Annotated in this window: 12 protein-coding genes, 1 tRNA gene and 1 pseudogene; 3 read left to right on the top strand and 11 right to left on the bottom strand. The window is 70.4% G+C overall.

What is annotated here, in order from left to right; all coding sequences use genetic code 11:
• Positions 1–91: 91 nt before the first annotated feature.
• Positions 92–2,041, top strand: a complete 1,950-nt coding sequence (locus tag ALIDE2_RS18075; RefSeq protein WP_013722818.1) for a PhoX family protein — start codon at positions 92–94, stop codon at positions 2,039–2,041.
• Positions 2,042–2,062: 21 nt separating this feature from the next.
• On the opposite strand, the gene ALIDE2_RS18080 is transcribed toward ALIDE2_RS18075, so the two are convergent.
• The gene (locus tag ALIDE2_RS18080) at positions 2,063–4,453 is read right to left on the bottom strand and encodes a UvrD-helicase domain-containing protein (protein WP_013722819.1); all 2,391 of its coding nucleotides are present in this window, start codon (positions 4,451–4,453) and stop codon (positions 2,063–2,065) included.
• 201 nt (positions 4,454–4,654) lie between these two features.
• Here ALIDE2_RS18080 and ALIDE2_RS18085 point away from each other — a divergent pair, with 201 nt between their 5' ends.
• Positions 4,655–5,632, top strand: a complete 978-nt coding sequence (locus ALIDE2_RS18085; RefSeq protein WP_013518166.1) for a GMP reductase — start codon at positions 4,655–4,657, stop codon at positions 5,630–5,632.
• An 84-nt stretch (positions 5,633–5,716) separates the two neighbouring features.
• Positions 5,717–5,792: transfer RNA gene (locus ALIDE2_RS18090), tRNA-Lys, on the top strand.
• A 176-nt stretch (positions 5,793–5,968) separates the two neighbouring features.
• Here the strand turns inward: ALIDE2_RS18090 and ALIDE2_RS18095 are convergent.
• The 10 genes and pseudogenes from ALIDE2_RS18095 to ALIDE2_RS18140 all read right to left on the bottom strand — a co-directional run bounded on the left by ALIDE2_RS18095 (position 5,969) and on the right by ALIDE2_RS18140 (position 18,758).
• Entirely contained in the window at positions 5,969–6,292 is a 324-nt protein-coding gene (locus tag ALIDE2_RS18095) for a DUF2149 domain-containing protein (RefSeq protein ID WP_013722820.1), read from the bottom strand.
• Complete coding sequence (locus ALIDE2_RS18100; RefSeq protein WP_013722821.1) at positions 6,289–6,825, bottom strand: MotA/TolQ/ExbB proton channel family protein; 537 nt, start codon at positions 6,823–6,825, stop codon at positions 6,289–6,291. The genes ALIDE2_RS18095 and ALIDE2_RS18100 overlap by 4 nt, the downstream gene beginning before the upstream one ends.
• A gap of 62 nt (positions 6,826–6,887) precedes the next feature.
• Entirely contained in the window at positions 6,888–7,748 is an 861-nt protein-coding gene (locus ALIDE2_RS18105; protein ID WP_238530049.1) for a hypothetical protein, read from the bottom strand.
• A gap of 196 nt (positions 7,749–7,944) precedes the next feature.
• Positions 7,945–8,337: pseudogene (locus tag ALIDE2_RS25805) on the bottom strand (TonB-dependent receptor plug domain-containing protein); the annotation flags it as partial.
• 36 nt (positions 8,338–8,373) lie between these two features.
• Complete coding sequence (cobN, locus tag ALIDE2_RS18115) at positions 8,374–12,441, bottom strand: cobaltochelatase subunit CobN (RefSeq protein ID WP_013722823.1); 4,068 nt, start codon at positions 12,439–12,441, stop codon at positions 8,374–8,376.
• A 51-nt stretch (positions 12,442–12,492) separates the two neighbouring features.
• Positions 12,493–14,448: a TonB-dependent receptor plug domain-containing protein gene (locus ALIDE2_RS18120; protein ID WP_013722824.1), complete on the bottom strand. Its 1,956-nt coding sequence runs from the start codon at positions 14,446–14,448 to the stop codon at positions 12,493–12,495.
• Between the two features lie 319 nt (positions 14,449–14,767).
• Positions 14,768–15,991 carry an NnrS family protein gene (locus ALIDE2_RS18125; RefSeq protein WP_193353128.1) on the bottom strand — a complete coding sequence of 408 codons (1,224 nt, stop codon included), beginning with the start codon at positions 15,989–15,991 and terminating at the stop codon, positions 14,768–14,770.
• Between the two features lie 67 nt (positions 15,992–16,058).
• Entirely contained in the window at positions 16,059–16,919 is an 861-nt protein-coding gene (locus ALIDE2_RS18130) for an ABC transporter ATP-binding protein (protein ID WP_013722826.1), read from the bottom strand.
• Between the two features lie 19 nt (positions 16,920–16,938).
• Positions 16,939–17,745 carry an ABC transporter permease gene (locus tag ALIDE2_RS18135; protein ID WP_013722827.1) on the bottom strand — a complete coding sequence of 269 codons (807 nt, stop codon included), beginning with the start codon at positions 17,743–17,745 and terminating at the stop codon, positions 16,939–16,941.
• The gene (locus ALIDE2_RS18140; RefSeq protein ID WP_013518103.1) at positions 17,742–18,758 is read right to left on the bottom strand and encodes an ABC transporter substrate-binding protein; all 1,017 of its coding nucleotides are present in this window, start codon (positions 18,756–18,758) and stop codon (positions 17,742–17,744) included. The genes ALIDE2_RS18135 and ALIDE2_RS18140 overlap by 4 nt, the downstream gene beginning before the upstream one ends.

The raw sequence follows: 18,758 nt of genomic DNA on the forward strand, positions 1-18,758 counted from the left end.
TCATGGCCGCTTCCTACCATGGGCCAGCAGGAAGACGGCACCCGCCGCCTTCCCCTGACGCTGCACCCCGTTCACTCTTCCAGAAAGCACCATGCCCCACACCCCCACGCCTTCCCGCCGCAAGACCCTGCAAATGCTCGCCGGCCTGCCGCTGCTGCCCCTGGGCGCGGGCGCCTCGGCCACCGGCCTGCTGGCCGCGTGCGGCGGTGGCAGCGACAGCACGGCCGCGTTCAAGTCCGCCAGCTTCACGGGCATGGCCGCGCCTACGCTGGCCAACCCCGCCGCCATGGCCACCACGACGGTGGGCTCGGCGCTCAAGGCCACGTTCGACGACGGCTCCACGCAAAGCTTCGCGCTAGCCTACCAGCCCTTCTTCATCACCGGCGACATGGTGAGCGACGGCAAGGGTGGCAAGCTGCTGGCGGGCGGGTACTACGACATCCGCAACCAGCCCATCATCGACGCGACCGTGGCGGGCGGCGAGCGCCAGTTCTTCTCCGACGCGCCCGACGGCTCCTCGCTGCTCACCGTTCCCAATGCCAAGGTGGACGGCGTGAAGGGCAAGCCCGTGTTCGCCGTGGTGCAGTTCGAATACACCACCTGGGCACAGGACGGCAAGACCGACATGTACGGCAAGCTGCCCTCGCCGATTGCCGTGCTCACGCTGGACCAGGACCAGGCCACGGGCAAGCTGAGCCTGGTGAAGTACCACAACGTGGACACCTCCAAGGTGTACGGCCTGTGGATCACCTGCGGCGCCAGCCTGTCGCCCTGGGGAACGCACCTTTCGAGCGAGGAGTACGAGCCCGACGCCTTCACCATCGGGAGCAACGCCATGTTCAAGGCCTACAGCCAGAACCTGTACGGCGACGCCGCCAGGGCCAACCCCTACCACTACGGCCACATGCCCGAGGTGACCGTGAATCCCGACGGCTCGGCCAGCATCAAGAAGCATTTCTGCATGGGCCGCATCTCGCACGAGCTGGTGCAGGTCATGCCCGACCAGCGCACGGCCCTCATGGGCGACGACGCAACCAACAGCGCCTACTTCGTGTTCGTGGCCGACCGCGAGAAGGACCTGTCCTCGGGCACGCTCTACGCCGCCAGGGTGGGCGCGGGCTTCTCCATCGACCCGGCATCGGGCAGCGCCGCGCCGCTCACGTGGATCAGGCTCGGCTCGGCCACCAGCGCCGAGATCGAGCAACTCGCGAACACGCTCAAGCCCGCGGACATCATGAGCGTGCAGGCCAAGGACCCGGGCGACGCCAGCTACACCAGGATCGTGGCGAACGGAAAGGCCGAGTGGATCAAGATCAACCCCGGCATGGACAAGGCCGCCGCCTTCCTGGAGACCCACCGCTACGCCGCGTACAAGGGCGCGAGCATGGGCTTCACCAAGATGGAGGGCACGACCGTGAACGCCAGGGACAAGGTGGCCTACTCCGCGCTGCAGAACTGCGAGAAGTCCATGGTGGCCGGCGACGCGGCCAACGTGCCGGGCAACGGCATCTCCATCCCCAGGCAGCTCAAGGCCGGCGTGGTCATGGCGCTGAGCCTGCGCGGCGGCCAGAAGGACACGGACGGCAAGGCCATCAACAGCGAATGGATGCCCGTGGACACCAAGGCCCTGCTGGCCGGCGAGGACATCGCCGCCGACGCGCTGGGCAACACCGCCAACCCGGACAGGATCGCCAACCCCGACAACCTGAAGTTCTCGGAAAAGCTGCGCACCCTGTTCATCGGCGAGGACAGCGGCCAGCACGTGAACAACTTCCTGTGGGCCTACAACGTGGACACCAAGCAGCTCTCGCGCATCATGTCGATTCCCGCGGGCGGCGAATCCACGGGCCTGCACGCGGTGGACGAGATCAACGGCTGGACCTACATCATGAGCAACTTCCAGCACGCGGGCGACTGGGGCGGCATCCACGGCGTGGTCAAGGATCAGCTCGACCCGCTGATCCGCGCCAACTACCGTGGCAAGGCCGGCGCGGCCGTGGGCTACCTCACGGGTACGCCCAGCCAGCCCAGGCTGGGTTGAGGCCCCGCGGCGCCCGGCTGCCTACTCGACCACCGTGAGCTTGGCCACCGACAGCGCCAGCCACTTGGTACCGTGGCGCGGAAAGTGCACCTGGGCGCGCGCGTCGTCGCCCTGGCCTTCGATGGCCAGCACCTTGCCCTCGCCGAACTTGGTGTGGAACACCGCCAGCCCCACGCGCAGGCCGTGGGCGGGCTCCTCCTTGCGCGGCGGCACGGGTGGGCTGGCGAAGGCCGCGGCGTTGAAGCCAAAACCGGCCCTGGCGCCCGCACCATAAGCGCTTGCAGCTCTTGAATCAGGAGCATAAGAGCCAAACCCCTGCTGCCGGGGCGTGAGCCACTTGAGCGCCTCCTCGGGCAGTTCGTCGAAGAAGCGGCTCCTGACGTTGTAGCGCGTCTGGCCGTGCAGCAAACGGGTCTGCGCGTGGCTCAGGTACAGGCGCTTTCTCGCGCGGGTGATGGCCACGTACATCAGGCGGCGCTCTTCCTCCAAGCCACCCTGGTCGCTCATGGCGTTCTCGTGCGGGAACAGGCCCTCCTCCATGCCGCCGATGAACACGCAGTCGAACTCCAGGCCCTTGCTGGCGTGCACGGTCATGAGCTGCACCGCGTCCTGCCCGGCCTGGGCTTGGTTGTCGCCTGCCTCCAGCGCCGCATGCGTGAGGAAGGCGGCCAGGGGCGAGAGCGTCTCGCCCGTGTCGGTGTCCACCAGGGGCTGCTGCAGGAGCGGCCGGTTCGGGTCCAGCCCCTGGCTGGCGGGGCTTTGCGTGAGCGCCGCGCCCGTTTCGTCGAGCGGCAGGGCCACGGCGTCGCGGCCGAAGCCCTCCTGGGTGACGAAGCTCTCGGCCGCGCTGATGAGCTCGTCCAGGTTCTCCAGCCGGTCCGCGCCCTCCTTCTCGTTGCGGTAGTGCTCCAGCAGGCCGCTGGACTCCAGCACCTGGCCGATGATGGCGCGCAGGTTCCGGCCCTGGGTCTGCTCGCGCATCACATCCACCATGGCCACGAAGGCGCCCAGGTTCGCGCCCGCCTTGCCGGGCACGCTGCTCACCGCGTCGTGCAGCGAGCAGCCGCTGCCGCGCGCGGCGTCCTGCAGCTGCTCCAGCGTGCGCGCGCCTATGCCGCGCGGCGGGAAGTTGACCACGCGCATGAAGCTCGTGTCGTCGTGCGGGTTCTCCAGCAGGCGCAGGTAGGCCAGCGCGTGCTTGATCTCGGCGCGCTCGAAGAAGCGCAGGCCGCCGTACACGCGGTAGGGCACGCTGGCGTTGAACAGGGCCGATTCGATGACCCGGCTCTGCGCATTGCTGCGGTAGAGCACGGCGATCTCGCTGCGCGGCATCGGGCCCTCGCGCACGAGCTGCCGGATCTCGTCCACGATCCACTGCGCCTCGGCCAGATCGGTGGGCGCCTCGTACACGCGCACGGGCTCGCCCGGCCCCTGCGTGGTGCGCAGGTTCTTGCCCAGGCGGCGGCTGTTGTGTGCGATCAGCGCGTTGGCCGAGTCGAGGATGTTGCTGTAGCTTCGGTAGTTCTGCTCCAGCTTGATCTGGTGGCGCACGTCGAACTCGCGCACGAAGTCCTGCATGTTGCCCACGCGCGCGCCGCGGAAGGCGTAGATGCTCTGGTCGTCGTCGCCCACGGCGATCACGCCGCCCTGGGTGACCAGGCGCCCGTCCACCACGTCGCCCGCGAGCTGCTTGAGCCAGGCGTACTGCAGCCTGTTGGTGTCCTGGAACTCGTCCACCAGGATGTGCCGGAAGCGCCGCTGGTAGTGCACGCGCACGGGGTCGTTGTCACGCAGCAGCTCGAAGGAGCGCAGCATCAGCTCGCCGAAGTCCACCACGCCCTCGCGCTGGCACTGCTCCTCGTAGAGCTGGTAGAGCTCCACCTTCTTGCGCGTGTCGGAGTCGTGCACCTCCACGTCGCGCGGGCGCAGGCCCTCCTCCTTGCAGCCGGCGATGAAGTATGCGAGCTGCTTCGGGGGAAAGCGCTCCTCGTCCACGTTGAACTGCTTGCACAGGCGCTTGACGGCCGAGAGCTGGTCCTGCGTATCCAGGATCTGGAACGACTGCGGCAGGCCGGCCAGCTTGTGGTGCGCGCGCAGCATGCGGTTGCACAGGCCGTGGAAGGTGCCGATCCACATGCCGCGCACGTTGATGGGCAGCATGGCGGACAGGCGCGTGAGCATCTCCTTGGCCGCCTTGTTGGTGAAGGTGACGGCCAGGATGCCGCCCGGCGTGGCATGGCCGGTCGAGAGCAGCCAGGCGATGCGCGTGGTGAGCACGCGCGTCTTGCCCGACCCCGCGCCCGCCAGGATCAGCGCATGGCCCGCGGGCAGGGTGACGGCGGCGAGCTGCTCGGGATTCAGGCCTTGCAGGAGCGCTGCAGGCGCCGGCGGAAACGATTCTGGGGAGTGCATCCCGGGATTGTAGAAACCCCCTTGCCGCCCGCAGGCTTGAAAGGCAAGCCGCGCGGCACAGGTATACAATCAATTACCGGGCCCAAGTTTCTTGCGCCCGGTTTTTTTGCGCCTGCGCACCATGAAAACCGGCCGCAAGCCAAGCGCCCTTTCCGCCCGCGAAATCCCTTGCGGGCGGCCCCTACAGGAGCTTGGAACCTCATGGAAATCTTCGACTACGACAACATCCTGCTGCTGCCGCGCAAGTGCCGCGTGCAAAGCCGCTCGGAGTGCGACGCCGGCGTGGAGCTGGGCGGGCGGCGCTTCAGGCTGCCGGTGGTGCCGGCCAACATGAAGACGGTGGTGGACGAGAAGATCTGCGCCTGGCTCGCTACGAGCGGCTACTTCTACGTCATGCACCGTTTCGACCTGGACAACCTGCAGTTCGTGCGCGAGATGCGCGCCCAGGGCTGCTTCGCCTCGATCTCGCTGGGCATCAAGCAGGCCGACTACGACACCGTGGACCGCCTCAAGGCCGAGGGCCTGACGCCCGAGTACATCACCATCGACATCGCCCACGGCCATTCCGACAGCGTCAGGGACATGATCGCCTACCTCAAGCAGCACCTGCCGCAGTCCTTCGTGATCGCCGGCAACGTGGCCACGCCCGAGGCCGTGATCGACCTGGAGAACTGGGGCGCCGACGCCACCAAGGTGGGCGTGGGCCCGGGCAAGGTCTGCATCACCAAGCTCAAAACCGGCTTCGGCACGGGCGGCTGGCAGCTGTCGGCCCTGAAGTGGTGCGCGCGCGTGGCCACCAAGCCCATCATCGCCGACGGCGGCATCAGGAGCCACGGCGACATCGCCAAGAGCGTGCGCTTCGGCGCCACCATGGTGATGATCGGCTCGCTGTTCGCGGGCCACGAGGAATCGCCGGGCAAGACCGTGGAAGTGGACGGCGAACTGTACAAGGAGTACTACGGCTCGGCCAGCGACTTCAACAAGGGCGAATACAAGCACGTGGAAGGCAAGCGCATCCTCGAACCCATCAAGGGCAGGCTGGCCGACACGCTGGTCGAGATGGAGCAGGACATCCAGAGCTCCATCAGCTACGCGGGCGGCAGGAAGCTCATGGACATCCGCAAGGTGAACTACGTGATCCTGGGCGGCGACAACGCGGGCGAGCACCTGCTGATGTGATTTTTTGCAGCAATTTTTCTGGAGGCACAAAAAACTGGTGCATAATCCGGGGCTGCGCTGCAACGCGGCGCCTCTGAAAAGAGAGGGCTCTTAGCTCAGTTGGTAGAGCAGCGGACTCTTAATCCGTTGGTCGAAGGTTCGAATCCTTCAGGGCCCACCAACAAACACAACGAAACCCCGCTATCTTTACGGTAGCGGGGTTTTGCTTTTATTCCCACGGTGGGAATATCTCCATGCTTGGCGGCCCCCCGCGGGCAGGGAGCCGCAGCGCCCGCCAGTCAAGCCGGCAGCGGCATGGCCGCTCTCGTGGCCCGCAGTGCTGCGGCCCTCGGTACATCAATGCCCCTCCCCCGTCTCCGGCACATAGACCATGGAGCCATCCTTCATGCGGTAGGCGACACCGGCCTTTTCGCCGTCGCCTTCGCCGATCTCGCCACTGGCCTTGTACTTCTCGATCTTCTCGCCGCGCTTCTGGATGACCTCCATGCTGGGCTTGCCCGCGTCGGTGATGACGGTGACGTCCTGCTTGGAAAACGGACTGAGCAGCGGGTTCTTCGCCACAGTGATGAGCAGCGCGGCGATCACCACCAGGAACACGTCAATCAGGTTGACGACCGAGAGGATGGGGTCGTCGGCCTCGGTTTCGTCCAGGAACTTCATGCCTCGCCTCCTGCCTCCACCATGTGGCCCGCGGCCGGGGTGCGCACGCCCTGGCGCTGCAGCCACACCAGCTCCTCGGCCAGCCAGCGCCGTTGCACCGACACCACCCAGAAGGTGATGGCTGCGGCAATCAGCGACAGGATCACCGCCGCGAAGGCCACGGCCAGGTTGTCCGACACCTGCCCCAGGTTGCCGTCTGACAGGCCCTTGAGCGCCGGCCCCATGGGGATCATGGTGGCGATCAGCCCCAGCATGGGCGCCACGCGCGTGGCGATGCGCGGCAGCTCCAGCAGCTGGTGGGCCTTCACGTCCAGCTCGTCGGCGCTGGCGCCCGGCCGGGTCCGCGCCCAGGTCAGCAGGTGGTGGCCGCGCGTGGGCTGCCCGCCCTGCGCCTTGCGGCGCTGCCACCACTGCATGGCGAACATGCCCAGCAGGAAGAAGGCGTAGACGAACAGCACGGTGATGACCACCAGGGTCGGGAATAGAAAGACCTGGCTGGCCTGGTACATCAGGGATTCAAGCAAATGGCTCATGGATGGTTCTCGGCAAGATAAAAGCGGGAAATGCGGAATTGGAGTGAAAGACGCTCGGCCTCTCAGGCCTTCGCCGTGGCGAGCGCCACCAGGCGCGCGTACTGTTCGGGTGGCAGGGTCTGGCGCACATGGGCGATGCAGCGCAGGTGGATTTCTGCGGCCTCGCGCCTGAGCTGGGCCAGGCGGCCGAGCTGGGGCGCAAGCTCCCCGGCGCTGCGGCCGTCCAGCACGGCGCGGCCGATCTCCTGCTCCAGCTGCTGTGCCTGCTGCAGGCGCGGGCGCAGCGCGGGGCGTACCTGTTCGTCGGCGTAGCGCGAGAGGGACTGCTGGTGCTCGGCCGATGCGCCCAGCTGGGCCACGAACGGCATGAGGTGCGGCAGATGGCCTGGCAGCAGCAGCGCATATTCGGCCGGTGCCGGGGCAGCGGCCAGGGAGGCTTGGGCGCGCTGGCGCAGTTGGGCGTACTGCGCCGCAGAAAGCTGGGCGCGGATGCGCTGGGCCGCATCGATCTGCACCTGCGCGGCCTCGCGCTTGAGCGTTTGCAGGCGGTCGAGCCGCTCTGCGAGCTGCTGCACGGTGGCGCCCGCAAGCGCGGCCTGGGCGATGCCTTGCTCGGCGGCGCGGGCCTGCTCCAGCCGGGACTGCAGCTGGTCGCGCACCTCGAAGGCCAGCGCCGCCAGGGTGGCGCGCTGGGTTTCGTTCAGGCCCAGCGCCGCGGTCTGGCCCTTGAGCGTCCAGGCCAGATGCGGCAGGTTCCTGCCAGGCCGCCGTGCCGCCCTGGCGCAGGCGGTCGGCGTTGCGCTGGCCTTGCATGATGGCCGCGCGGCCGGTCCACTTGCCGCCCCAGGCGCGCCATTCGGCCTCGCTGCGCAGGCGGGCGATGCGGATGCGGTTGTCCTCGCTGTCGTGGCGCTGGCTGCCATCCAAGCGCTGGGGGCGCGTGTCGCGGTCGCCTTCGTTGTAGTACAGGCTGGGCCACAGCGTGAGCTGGCCCGCCGCCAGCTTGACGCTGGTGGCCGCGCGCGCCACCGGGCGGCGCATGACGAGGTTGACAGTGATGGGCGCGGCGCCGCCAAACTCGGCCGAGCCGCCGCGCAGTATCTCGGCGCGCTCCAACTCCTCGGCGGGCATGCGCCCCACCTCGGTGAGCGCAAAGCGCGCGTTGGCCGTGGGGCGCTCGCCGTTCACGAGGAACTGCACGGCAGCGCGCGACATGCCCCTGGCGCGCGCATTCATGCCGCCGTCGGCGCCATGCTCGCCCGCGTCTACGCCGGGCAGCTTGCGGATCAGCTCGCCCACGGTCAGGCCGCCCAGGGCGCGGATTGCATCGCGGTCGATGATGGTTTTTTGCGTGGCGGCGCTGCGCTGCTCGTCAAGCGCGCTACCTTCCGAGTGCACGGTCACCTCGCTCAACTGGCGTTCGGGCGCGCCCTGCTGGCCCTGTGCGCTGTCCCAGGCGGCTGCCAGCAGCAGTCCGGCGGCACAGCGGTGCGCCGTTGTATGAAAAGACATTTTGCTACCAAATAAATAGCTGTTAGCGCTTATGTATCAAGCGCAAAAGGCCAATTTGCTTGAAACCCTTCCCCTGCGCTGCCACCAGCCACCGCCCAGCATGACGGCGCCCAGCACCAGCGCCACCCACAGCGCCTGCCATGCGGGGACGGCGCTGTCGCGGGGCTGCTCCCGTACCTGCTCCAACCGCATGCCGCTGATGGGCGGCGGGGGCGGCACGGGGGAGGGATCGGCCTGGGGCGGGGGTTCGGCCGCCTGCGCGCTGGGCGCGGGCGCCGCGGCGGCAGTGGCGCCGGGCGTGCCTGCCGCCAGGCCGTAGCCCGCAGCCCCCTGCCCTGCGCCCACGTAGCGCTGGAAGGCCGCGTTGTCGGTGCGCACGTCGAAGCGCTGGGCCAGGTCGCGCCAGCGCTCCTTGAGCTCGCGCACGGTGGCGGCGTCGGCCTGCCAGTAGCCCTGGCGCGCGGCCTCCAGCATGCGCTCCATGGTCTGGGCCAGGGCGTGGGGGTTCTTCGTCTCGAACCAGTCTTTCAGGCCCAGCTGGTGCTTGTCGCGCACGTAGACATCGACCATCTCCTGCCACTGGTCGTCGCGCACGATCTCGCGCGCGGTGGCCGTCCAGCCCCAGAAGTTGTTGGTGGCGTCCAGCACCTGCAGGGTGCCGGCGTAGCCCTCCTTCATCAGGCCCTGGATGTAGCCAGGGTGGAACTGGCGCGTGGCCAGCTCCTTGGCCAGGAACTGCGCCGCGCCCTCGACCCGGCCGCTGCCCGAGCCGCGCAGGTTGCTGATGTAGAGCTCGGGCGCCTTGCCGTCCAGGTGGCGCACGGCCAGCGCGATGCCGCCCAGGTACTGGAAGGGGTCGTCGGTGGTCAGCATGCCGTAGAGGTTGGAGCTGCGCGAGAGCACCGCGCCCTCGGTGCCGCTCAGGTGCTCGGCGTAGAGGTTGACGGCCTTGCCAGCCTTGCCCGCGCCTGCCGCGGCGGCCCCGGCGACTCCGGCCTGGCCCCACTGCGACTCGTCGGGGCCATAGGCGTACTGCATCTTGTCCAGATACAGCCGGGCCAGCTTGCGGTCGCCCTCGGCCTTGCCCTTCCAGGTGTCGGTGGCCAGGGCCGCATCGTCCAGCCCCGTGCCGTAGCGCCCGCTCTCGGACGCGAAGATGCGCGTGGCGCCGGCCAGCTCGGCGGCCTTGGCATCGGCGCCGGCGGCCATCATCTTTTGCGCGATGCGCTGGCTGTTGGCGGCGACGGGGTTGTCGGCCTCATCCCTGGCGCGGGACGCCAGCAGCACGGCGCGGGCCAGTTGCTGCATGACGTTGGGGAAATGGTCGCGGTACAGGCCGGTGGCCGACAGCACCACGTCCACGCGCGCGCGGCCCAGTTGCTCGCGCTCGACCAGCTTCACGCCAGTGACGCGCCCGCCCCTGTCCCACACGGGCTCCACGCCCAGCAGCCACAGTGCCTGGGCTTCGAGCATGCCGAAGTGGCGCATGGTCTCCACGGACCACAGGCTGAAGGTGAGCTTCCTGGGCAGCTTGCCGTGCAGTTTCTTGTGCTCGGCCAGCATGTTCTCCGCGGCCTGCTTGCCGGCCTCCCAGGCCTGCCTGGTAGGCACGCGCGAGGGGTCGAAGCCATAGAGGTTGCGGCCCGTGGGGTAGGCGTCGGGACTTTTGATGGGGTCGCCGCCGTAGGAGGTGGGCAGGTAGCGCCCGTCCAGCACGGCCAGCAGGCCGGGCAGCTCCCCCTGCGCGCCCAGGTTGGCATAGGCCTGGCGCGCATCCTGCAGCGCTTTTTGCAGGCCCGGGCTCAGGCCATCCAGGCTTTCGCCTGCGACCACGTGGCGCCGCAACAGTTGGTAAGGCGCGGTTCTCTCCAGCCTGTCCCAGGGGCCGACCAGGGCCTCGTCCAGGTCGGCGGCGGGCACGCCCGCGTGCCGCGCCGCGGCCTCCCAGAAGTTCTTGCCCAGCATGAGCAGCACGGTGCCCAGGCGGTGCAGTTCCTCGGGCGCGCGGCCCAGGGTGTGCAGGCCCTGCGGCTGGGCGGTCTGCGCCAGTTCGTGCAGGTGGTTGTGCAGTGCCTGCACGAAGTCGGCGAAGCGCTCCTTGACGCGGCCTTCGGTCCAGCCCATGTCGGCGATCACGCGCTCCTTCTTCGCTGCGGCCAGCAGGTCGGCGGCCATGCGCTCGCGCACGGCGCCCTCGTCCTGCGCCTGCCACTGGTGCAGCAGGTCGTGCATCTGGGTCAGCGCGTCGTGCAGGCCGCCGGGGGCGAACGGCGGGGTCTGGTGGCTGACTATTGTTGCCCGCCCGCGGCGCTTGGCCTGGGTGGCCTCGCCGATGTTGTCCGCGATGTAGGGGTAGGCCACGGGAATGTCGCCCAGCGCCAGCAGCGGCGCGTCGTACACCGACAGGCCGCGCTCCTTGCCCGGCAGCCATTCCTGCGTGCCATGCGTGCCGTAGTGCACCAGGGCGTCGTTGTGCTGGCGCGTCCACAGGTAGGTGGCCAGGTAGTGGTGCGGCGGCAGGTCGGTGGTGGAGTGGTAGATCTCCTTCTCCTTGGCGCGCGCGTCCTGGCTGCCGGGGGCCATGCCGCTGCGGCCCGGCTGGGGCAGCAGGGTGATCTGGCCCAGTTGCAGGCGCGGGATGACGAAATAGTCCTGCCCGCGCTGGCGCATCACCCAATGGGATTTCTCGGGCGCGCCCCAGGCGCTGCGCAGCGCGTCCTGCGTGGGCTGCGGCAGGCTGGAGAGCCACGCGCGGTAGTCCTTCACCGGCAGCAGCGCGGCCAGGCCGTCGCGCAGCAGCGGCTCCAGTTCGCCGCCGCGGTAGGCCGGGGCCAGCAGGCGCTGCAGCAGGGTGATCAGGTGCGTCTCGTCGGGCACCTCGGTGCGGTAGCCCGCGGCGGCCATGCCGGCCAGCGTGCTTTGCAGGCTGCGCGGCACGTTCAGGAACGAGGCCGACAGGTTCTTCTCGCCCGCCGGGTAGTTCCAGAACATCACGGCCACCTGCTTGTCGGCATTGGGCTTGCGCTGCAGCTTGACCAGGTTCAGCGCCTTGGCGGCCACGGCCGCGGCCTGGGGCGTGATGGGCATGATCTGCTCGTCGCCCTTGCGCGTGGCGGATGCGACCTGTATGTCGGTGATGCCGGCGTATTCGGCCTGCGCCATGTAGAACGGCACGTCCATGGTGGCCACGCCCTGCGGGTTGGCGGCCCAGTCGGCCTCGTCGCCGCGGCGGTAGGTCATGGCCTGGATGACCGGGATGCCCATGCGCTCGAACTCCGTGCGCCGCTCGTCGGCAAGGAGCGTGATCTGGGTGTTGATGAGCACGTCGGCCAGCACCGGCGTGCCCGGGCCGGCGGGCTGCAGCACCTTGGGAAAGCCGCCCTCGCCCATCATCGGCGTGTAGAACGGCAGGGCCACGGCGCCACCGGCCTCGATGCGCGCGACCATGTCGTCGATGTAGGCCGTCTGCATGGAGCCTATGTATTGCTGGTGCAGCGCAATGGCGACCACGGGCTTGCGCCCGGGCGCGGCCGGGTCCACGCCCTGGCCGCGCAGGTAGGCGCGCACGTCGGCCGTGACCAGGCCCGGCAGGCGCGGGTGGTACACGCCCGTCTTGGGGAACACCACGGGCTCGGGCGCCGCCGCCATGGCGTTGCCGCCGGCAAGCTGCGCCGCCAGCGTGGAGAAGAAACCCTCGTAGTTCTGCCGCCCGCCGCTGGCGTAGTAATCGATGAGCCTGCGCGCCACGGCCTCTGGCAGGCCGCCGCCCCAGGCGGGGCGCTGGTCGTACAGCCAGGCGTTGGGCGCGGCCAGGCCGGGCAGCGCGCGCACCAGGCGGTCGCGCACCTCGTCCTGCTGGTAGCTGTCGAAGAACACGGCGTCCCGCCCGCGCCACAGGCCGGCATCCACGTCGGCCGGCAGGCTGTTCAGGTAGCGCACCTCGACGGTCAGGCCGTGCGGGCGCGCGATCTCGGCGAGCTGGTGGAACTTGCCCTGCGGCACGTTGCCCGTGGCGATGAACAGCACCGACGCGGCGCGCGCCGCGCCGGCCAGCAGGAGCAGCGCGGCGCACAGCAGCCAGCGGAGCTTGTGGTTTCCAGTCAAATTGGCCTCCTGCGCTTTATGGACAAGCGCCAGCAGCTATTACTTTCGTAGTCAGAAGTCGAGACGCGCGGTCACGAACACGCGCCGGCCCTGCTCGGCGTAGCCGAAGTTGGGCGACTTCTCGGCCAGGCGCACGTCGCCCATGTTCTCCAGCCCGGCGCGCAGGTTCAGGCTCTGCGTGGCATTGAGCTTCCAGGCGCGGCCCACGCTGGCGTTCCACAGGGTGTAGGCGGGCAGCCGGTAGCCGGAGCTGTCCTGGCTGCCGGTGTATTGCAGGCCCAGGCGCGCATCCCAGCCGGCCACGCGCCACGCCAGGTGGGAGGCCACGCTGGTGCTGGGCCTGTCGCTCAGGCGCTTGCCCGTGGTCTTGTCGCGCGTGCGCAGCAAGGTGGCGTCGGTGTTCCACGCGAGCTGCGGCGTGATGGCCCAGGTGAAGCCCGCCTCCAGCCCCTGGATGCGCGCGGCGTCCACGTTGTCGTACTGGTAGATGCGCCGTGGGCCGATCTGCTGCAGCAGGCGGTAGGTGATGAGGTCCTTGACCTCGGTGTGGAAGGCCGTGGCGCGCAGCGACCATGCGGGGCTCACCTGCCAGTCGGCGCCGATCTCGAACGAGTTCGACGTCTCGGGCTTGATATCGGCATTGCCCATGAAGGTGTGCGGCCCCTCTGCGCCCACGTAGTTGGGCGATATCTGCTTGAGCGTGGGCGCCTTGAAGGCGTGGCCGAAGCCGCTTTTGACGACCAGCGCGCTGCCGGCCTCCCAGACGAGGTAGGCGCGCGGGCTCAGCTCGGAGCCGAAGATGCCGTGGTGGTCGGCGCGCAGGCCCAGCGTGGCGATCAGGTTCTTGCCCAGTGCGAACTCGTCCTGCACGAACAGGGCCTTGTGCGTCACGTCGTCGCTGCCGGTGGTGAGGCCGGCGTTCACCAGCTCCTCGTTGCGCCACTCGCCGCCCACGGTGAACTGGTGGCTTCCGAAGCGCGTGCTGGCATGGCCGTCCACCACGTCGTCCGTCATGTCCTGCGGACGCGTGGGCGCCACGCCGTTGGTGCGCGAGTTGCGCACGCTGAACTCGCTGCGATAGGCGCGCAGCTGCGTCTTCCAGCCGCCCACCTCGCCCCTCCAGCCCACGTGCGTCTGGCGGCGGTCCAGGTCGTAGCGGTTGAAGTAGGGCTTGGCGCCGCTCACGTCGTCGTAGAAGCGCTGCTCCTTGCCGTCGGTCACGCCGGCCTCCAGCACGTGGCCGGGCGCGAGGTCGAACTCGGCGTTCAGCCCCAGGCTGTGCGGCTTGCGGCCCTCGATCTCGCTGTAGCGCGGGTCTTCCTTCTCGGGCACGGCATCGCGGTGCGCGTACTCGGCGTTGACCGACATGCGCAGCCGGTCGGTGAGCGGCCCGGCGGCGAAGATCGACGTGCCGGCCTCGCTCGCCCCGTCGCTGCCCACGGCGTGCGAGCCGGTGACGCCGACGGAGCCGATCCAGCGGTCCTTGGGCTTCTTGGAAATGATGTTCACCACGCCGCCCAGGGCCTCCGAGCCGTAGAGCGCCGACATCGGGCCGCGGATGATCTCCACACGCTCGATGGCCGAAATCGGCAGCCAGCCGTACTGGTAGTCCGAGTGGCCGATCACGTCGTCGCTGGCGCTGATGCGCCGCCCGTCGATCAGCGTGAGGGTGTGCTTGCCCTCCAGGCCGCGCAGGGCGAGCGTCTTGCGCCCGCCCACCTGGCGCGCGCTCAAGGTGATGCCGGGCGCGCCGCGCACGGCGTCCAGCAGGTCGGCGGCATTGCGCTCGGCCAGGTCCTGGGCGGTGATGACGGTGACGCTGGCCGGCGCGGTGCGCGCGTCCTGCTCGGTCAGCGTGGCCGTGACGGTGACGGCGGGCAGCGGCGCGGCGGCCACGACTTCGGCGCGCGCGGCGCCGGCCAGGCACAGCAGCGCGGCAGTGGAGGCCACGGCCAGGGGATGCGGGCGGCAAAGCCTGCGCAAGGCAAAGGAGTGTGTGAGAAGCATGAGCGTCCTGGCAAAGAACCGCGATGGCTGGACGCTGGCATGCAAGGGCTCGCGCGGGGCTGGGCGGAAGGGTTGGTGATAGATGACAAGCGCCATCGCAGCGGCAGCCGGCCGAAAGCGCCTGCGGGGTCGGGAGCAGGCGGCATGCCGGATGGGTGCACGGGACAGGAACTTGTTAATACGAATTATAGTCATTCGTATCTAAATTCTTTAACCCAGATCAAAGGCGAGGAGCAGGTGCGGCGCATCCGCCGCCGCGGCGCCGGGTTTCGTTGCGGCCGTGCAACACCGTGGCAAACCGGTACGGCCCCTGCCCGCGCTACGGCGCGGGGCCGTCGCAGCCGTCGCGCCCGTCCGTGCGCGGGCGCCACAGGCCCGGGCCCACGCGCCATAGCAGCACGCCATAGGCCAGGCACCACAGCGCCGCCGCGGCGGCCAGGGCGATGCCGCCCCAGCCCAGCACGGCCGCCGCCGCGCGCAGCGCCGTGGCGGCCAGCACCAGCGCGCCGCCCAGCGGCACCCACGGGCCGGGGTCGGGCAGCAGGCCGGCATGCGCGCGCCCGGCGATGGCGATCACCACGAACACGCCCAGCCCCACCGCGCCCGCGCCCAGCAGGTGCCAGCCCGCGCCGGTGCCCGGCAGCGCGCCCAGGTACGCCAGCCCCAGCGCCCCGTAGCCCAGCGCCATGCACGCGTACATGGCGTACAGCAGCAGCGGAAAGCGCCTGCGCCACAGCGCCGGGCCCACGTGCCAGTCGCTCATCAGATGGAACATGGCGGCGGCGGCGGCCAGCGCCAGCCAGCCCGCCAGGGCGCTGCCCGGCCGCGCGAACTGCGCGAGCGTGGCCAGCGTGATGCACAGCGCCGCCAGGTGGCGCTTCGGCGGCCGCGCAAGGTACGGCGGCGCGCCCGGCGTGACCTGCTCGATGGCGCGGTTGACCATGCGCATGGAGATGCGGCTCGCGGCCACCACGATCAGCAGCATGAGCACGCCCAGCGTGGCGTGCAGCCAGCGCAGGCCCGGCGCGCCGCCAAGCGCGTCGGCGTAGAAGCCCAGCGCCATGCCCGCCAGCGCCAGCAGCGCCCAGCCGAACGAGGCGTGCGCGCGGCCCGCCGGCGAGCGCAGCGCCCGCGCCAGCACCGCCGCCACGGCCAGGGGCAGCGCCACCTGCGCCGCGCCCGCCAGCCACAGCGCCACGGCGCCGGCCCAGCCCGAGGCCCAGAAGCCCGCGCGCGCGAGCAGCCACAGCAGCACCAGCGCGCGCAGCTGCCCGCGCGAGGCGCCCGCCTCGCCCGTGAACTCGGGCAGCGCCGTCAGCGCGAAGCCGGCCACACCGGCCATGGCGAAGCCGAACACCAGTTCGTGCACATGCCAGACGATCGGCCCGCCCGCCACCTGGGGCGGCGGCAGGCCCGCGCCCAGCGCCAGGCCCCACAGGCCGAGCAGCCCGAGGGCCGAGACCATGGCCAGCAGGAAGAACGGGCGCATGCCGCACATCCAGACCGGATGGGCGCGGCGCAAGGGGTTGCGTGGGGTTTGCATTTCAAAAAAGGGAGCTGCCAGTGCTTTCCCAGCAAGCCTTGAAGGCATTTTTCATCGATATTCTTGTTCAGCAGCCATGGCTGGCGCGGGGCGCCGCGCAGCGCGGTGCCTGGAGCCACGCGCCCCCGCCCTCCTCGTCGGGCGGGGTGCCGGCGGCGTCCGGGGCGTCCTGCTCCGGCAGGCCGAACGCGGCGCGCACCTCGGGGTGCTGCAGGAGCTGCGCCGCGCAGCGGTGCACCAGGGCCTCGCCGCGCGCACGCGCCTCGCCCGGCGGCCGGTAGCGCGCGATGATGCGCCCGGGCGCGGCGGCCAGCACCAGCACCTCGTCAGCCAGGCGCACGGCCTCCATCAGGTCGTGGGTGATCAGCAGCACGGCCATGCCCGACTGCGCCTGGCGCGCCAGCAGCAGCTGGTGCAGCTGCCCGCGCAGGCCCACGTCGAGCGCGGAGAACGGCTCGTCCATCAGCAGCAGCGCCGGCTCCAGCACCAGCGCGCGCGCCAGCGCGGCGCGGCTCTGCATGCCGCCCGACAGCTCCGCCGGGTATTGCGCGAGCGACGCCTCGGGCAGGCCCAGCGCCAGCGCCGCCGCGCGCGCACGCTCGCGGCGCTGCGCGCGCGGCACGCCCTGCGCCCTCAGGCCCAGGGCGATGTTGTCCAGCGTGGCCATCCAGGGCAGCAGGCGCGGCTGCTGGAACATGACGGCCACGGCCGCTTCGGGCCGCGCGATGCGCCCCTGCTGCAGCGCGAGCAGCCCCGCGCACAGGTGCAGCAGCGTGGTCTTGCCGCAGCCCGACGGGCCCACGAGCGCGGCGATGCGCCCGGCGGGCAGGTCCAGGTCTATGTCCTGCAGCACGGCCGTGGGCCCGTAGGCATGGTGCAGGCCGCGCACTTGCAGCAAGGGCGGTGGGGTGGCGGGCGAGGTCGTCATGGGGTTTTGTGTTTTCCGTTCAGGCCGAGGGCGGCGCGCCGCCGGCGCTGCGCCAGCGCTCCAGCTCGCGCTTGACGAGTTCCAGCAGCGCGTACTCCAGCACCAGCAGGCTGCCCACCACGGCGCAGATCCAGGCGAGCGACGCGCTCGTGTCCAGGTGCGAGCGCGTGACGGCCAGCGCCGCGCCCACGCCGTCGCTGGTGGCCAGCAGCTCGGCCATCACGGCCACCTTCCAGGACGAGCCCAGCGCCGTGATCCACGCGGGGAACAGGTAGGCCGCCACGTGGGGCAGGTACAGGTCGAAGAGGCGCATGCGCCACGGCAGGCGGTAGGCGCGCGCCATGTCCTTGAGGTGGTGGTCCAGCGTGCGCGTGCCCTGCAGCGCGCCGATGAAGACCACCGGCAGGCAGGCCACGAACACGGTGAACACGGGCGTGCCGTCGCCCGCGCCGAACCACAGCATGGCCAGCACCAGCCAGGCGATGGGCGGCATGCCCAGCAGCAGCGTGACCCAGGGCCGCGCCATCATCGAGGCCGTCATCGACAGGCCCGCCAGCAGCCCCAGCGCGCTGCCCACGCCGGCCGCGAGCAGCAGGCCCGTGAGCGCGCGCCGCGCGGTGATGGCGAGCTCGGGCCAGGCCTCGCCGGCACGCACCAGGCCGCGCAGCGTGGCCAGCGTGTCCAGCGGCGTGGGCAGGATCAGCGGGCCGTACAGCCCCGCGCCCAGCTCCCACAGCGCCACGAACAGCAGCAGGCTGGCCGCCGCGCCCCAGCCGCTCCACAGGTAGGCGGGCATGCCGCGCAGCAGGCGCCAGAGCAGCTTCATGGCGTGTGGAAGAACTTGTCGTCGGGCAGCTTGCCGCCCAGCAGCGCCGGGTCGCGCGCGAACAGCTGCTGGAAAAAGAAGTCGATCTCGGCGCGCGCGCGCTGCGCGGGCACGGCGTCGAGCTGGCTGGTGGCGACGGCGTCCGCCACCGCCTCGGGCGTGAGCAAGTCCATGCGCGCTGCCACCATGCGGCCGCACTCCAGCGGGTTGGCACGGCACCAGGCGACGGAGCGCGCATAGGCCTCGGCGACGGCAGCGAGCACCGCGGGCTGCGCGCGCACCGCGCCCACGGCGGCGATGCCGGCCTGCGGGATGCGCGGCGCGCGCTGGAACACGCGGCCCCATTCCTGCTGCAGGTCGGCGCCGCGGTGCAGCTCGGGGGCGATCAGGCCCACGGGGAAGGACTGCGTCTTGCGCAGCGCCATCGACACGGCGGGCTCGGCCAGCAGCGCGTGGCGCACGCGGCGCGTGATGAGCAGCTGCATGGCCTCCATGGGCGTGGGCACGTAGCGCACGCGGAAGTCGCGCCGCGCGTCCAGCCCCTGCCTGGCGGCGAGCAGCTGCAGCATCAGGTCGGGCATGTCGCCGCGAAACGGCACGGCGATCTCCTCGCCGCGGAAGTCGGCCAGCGTGCGGCGCGCGCCGTCGCGCGTGACGATCCACAGCGCGCCCCAGGTGGAGATGTTGAGCAGCGTCACGCCCGCGCCGCGGTTGTAGAGGTTGGCCGCCACGTTGCTCGGCATGGCCAGCACGTCGGCCTTGCCGCCCAGGGCCATCACGCGCAGCTGGTCGGGGTCGCGCCAGGACGTGAACCTGGTCTGCGCGGCCACGGCCGCGAGCGCGTTCGTTTCGGCCATGTGGATGAGCGGCGCCGAGACGATGGCCGGCGGGCCGGAGAGCACGATGCGCGGCAGCGGCGCGGCGGCCGCGCGCGCCGCCGGCAGGCCGCCGAGGGCCAGCGCGCCGGCCGCGCGCAGCGCCGCGCGGCGGTTCAGACAGGAAAAGGATGACAT

The organism is Alicycliphilus denitrificans K601 (assembly GCF_000204645.1).
GTDB lineage: Bacteria > Pseudomonadota > Gammaproteobacteria > Burkholderiales > Burkholderiaceae_C > Alicycliphilus > Alicycliphilus denitrificans.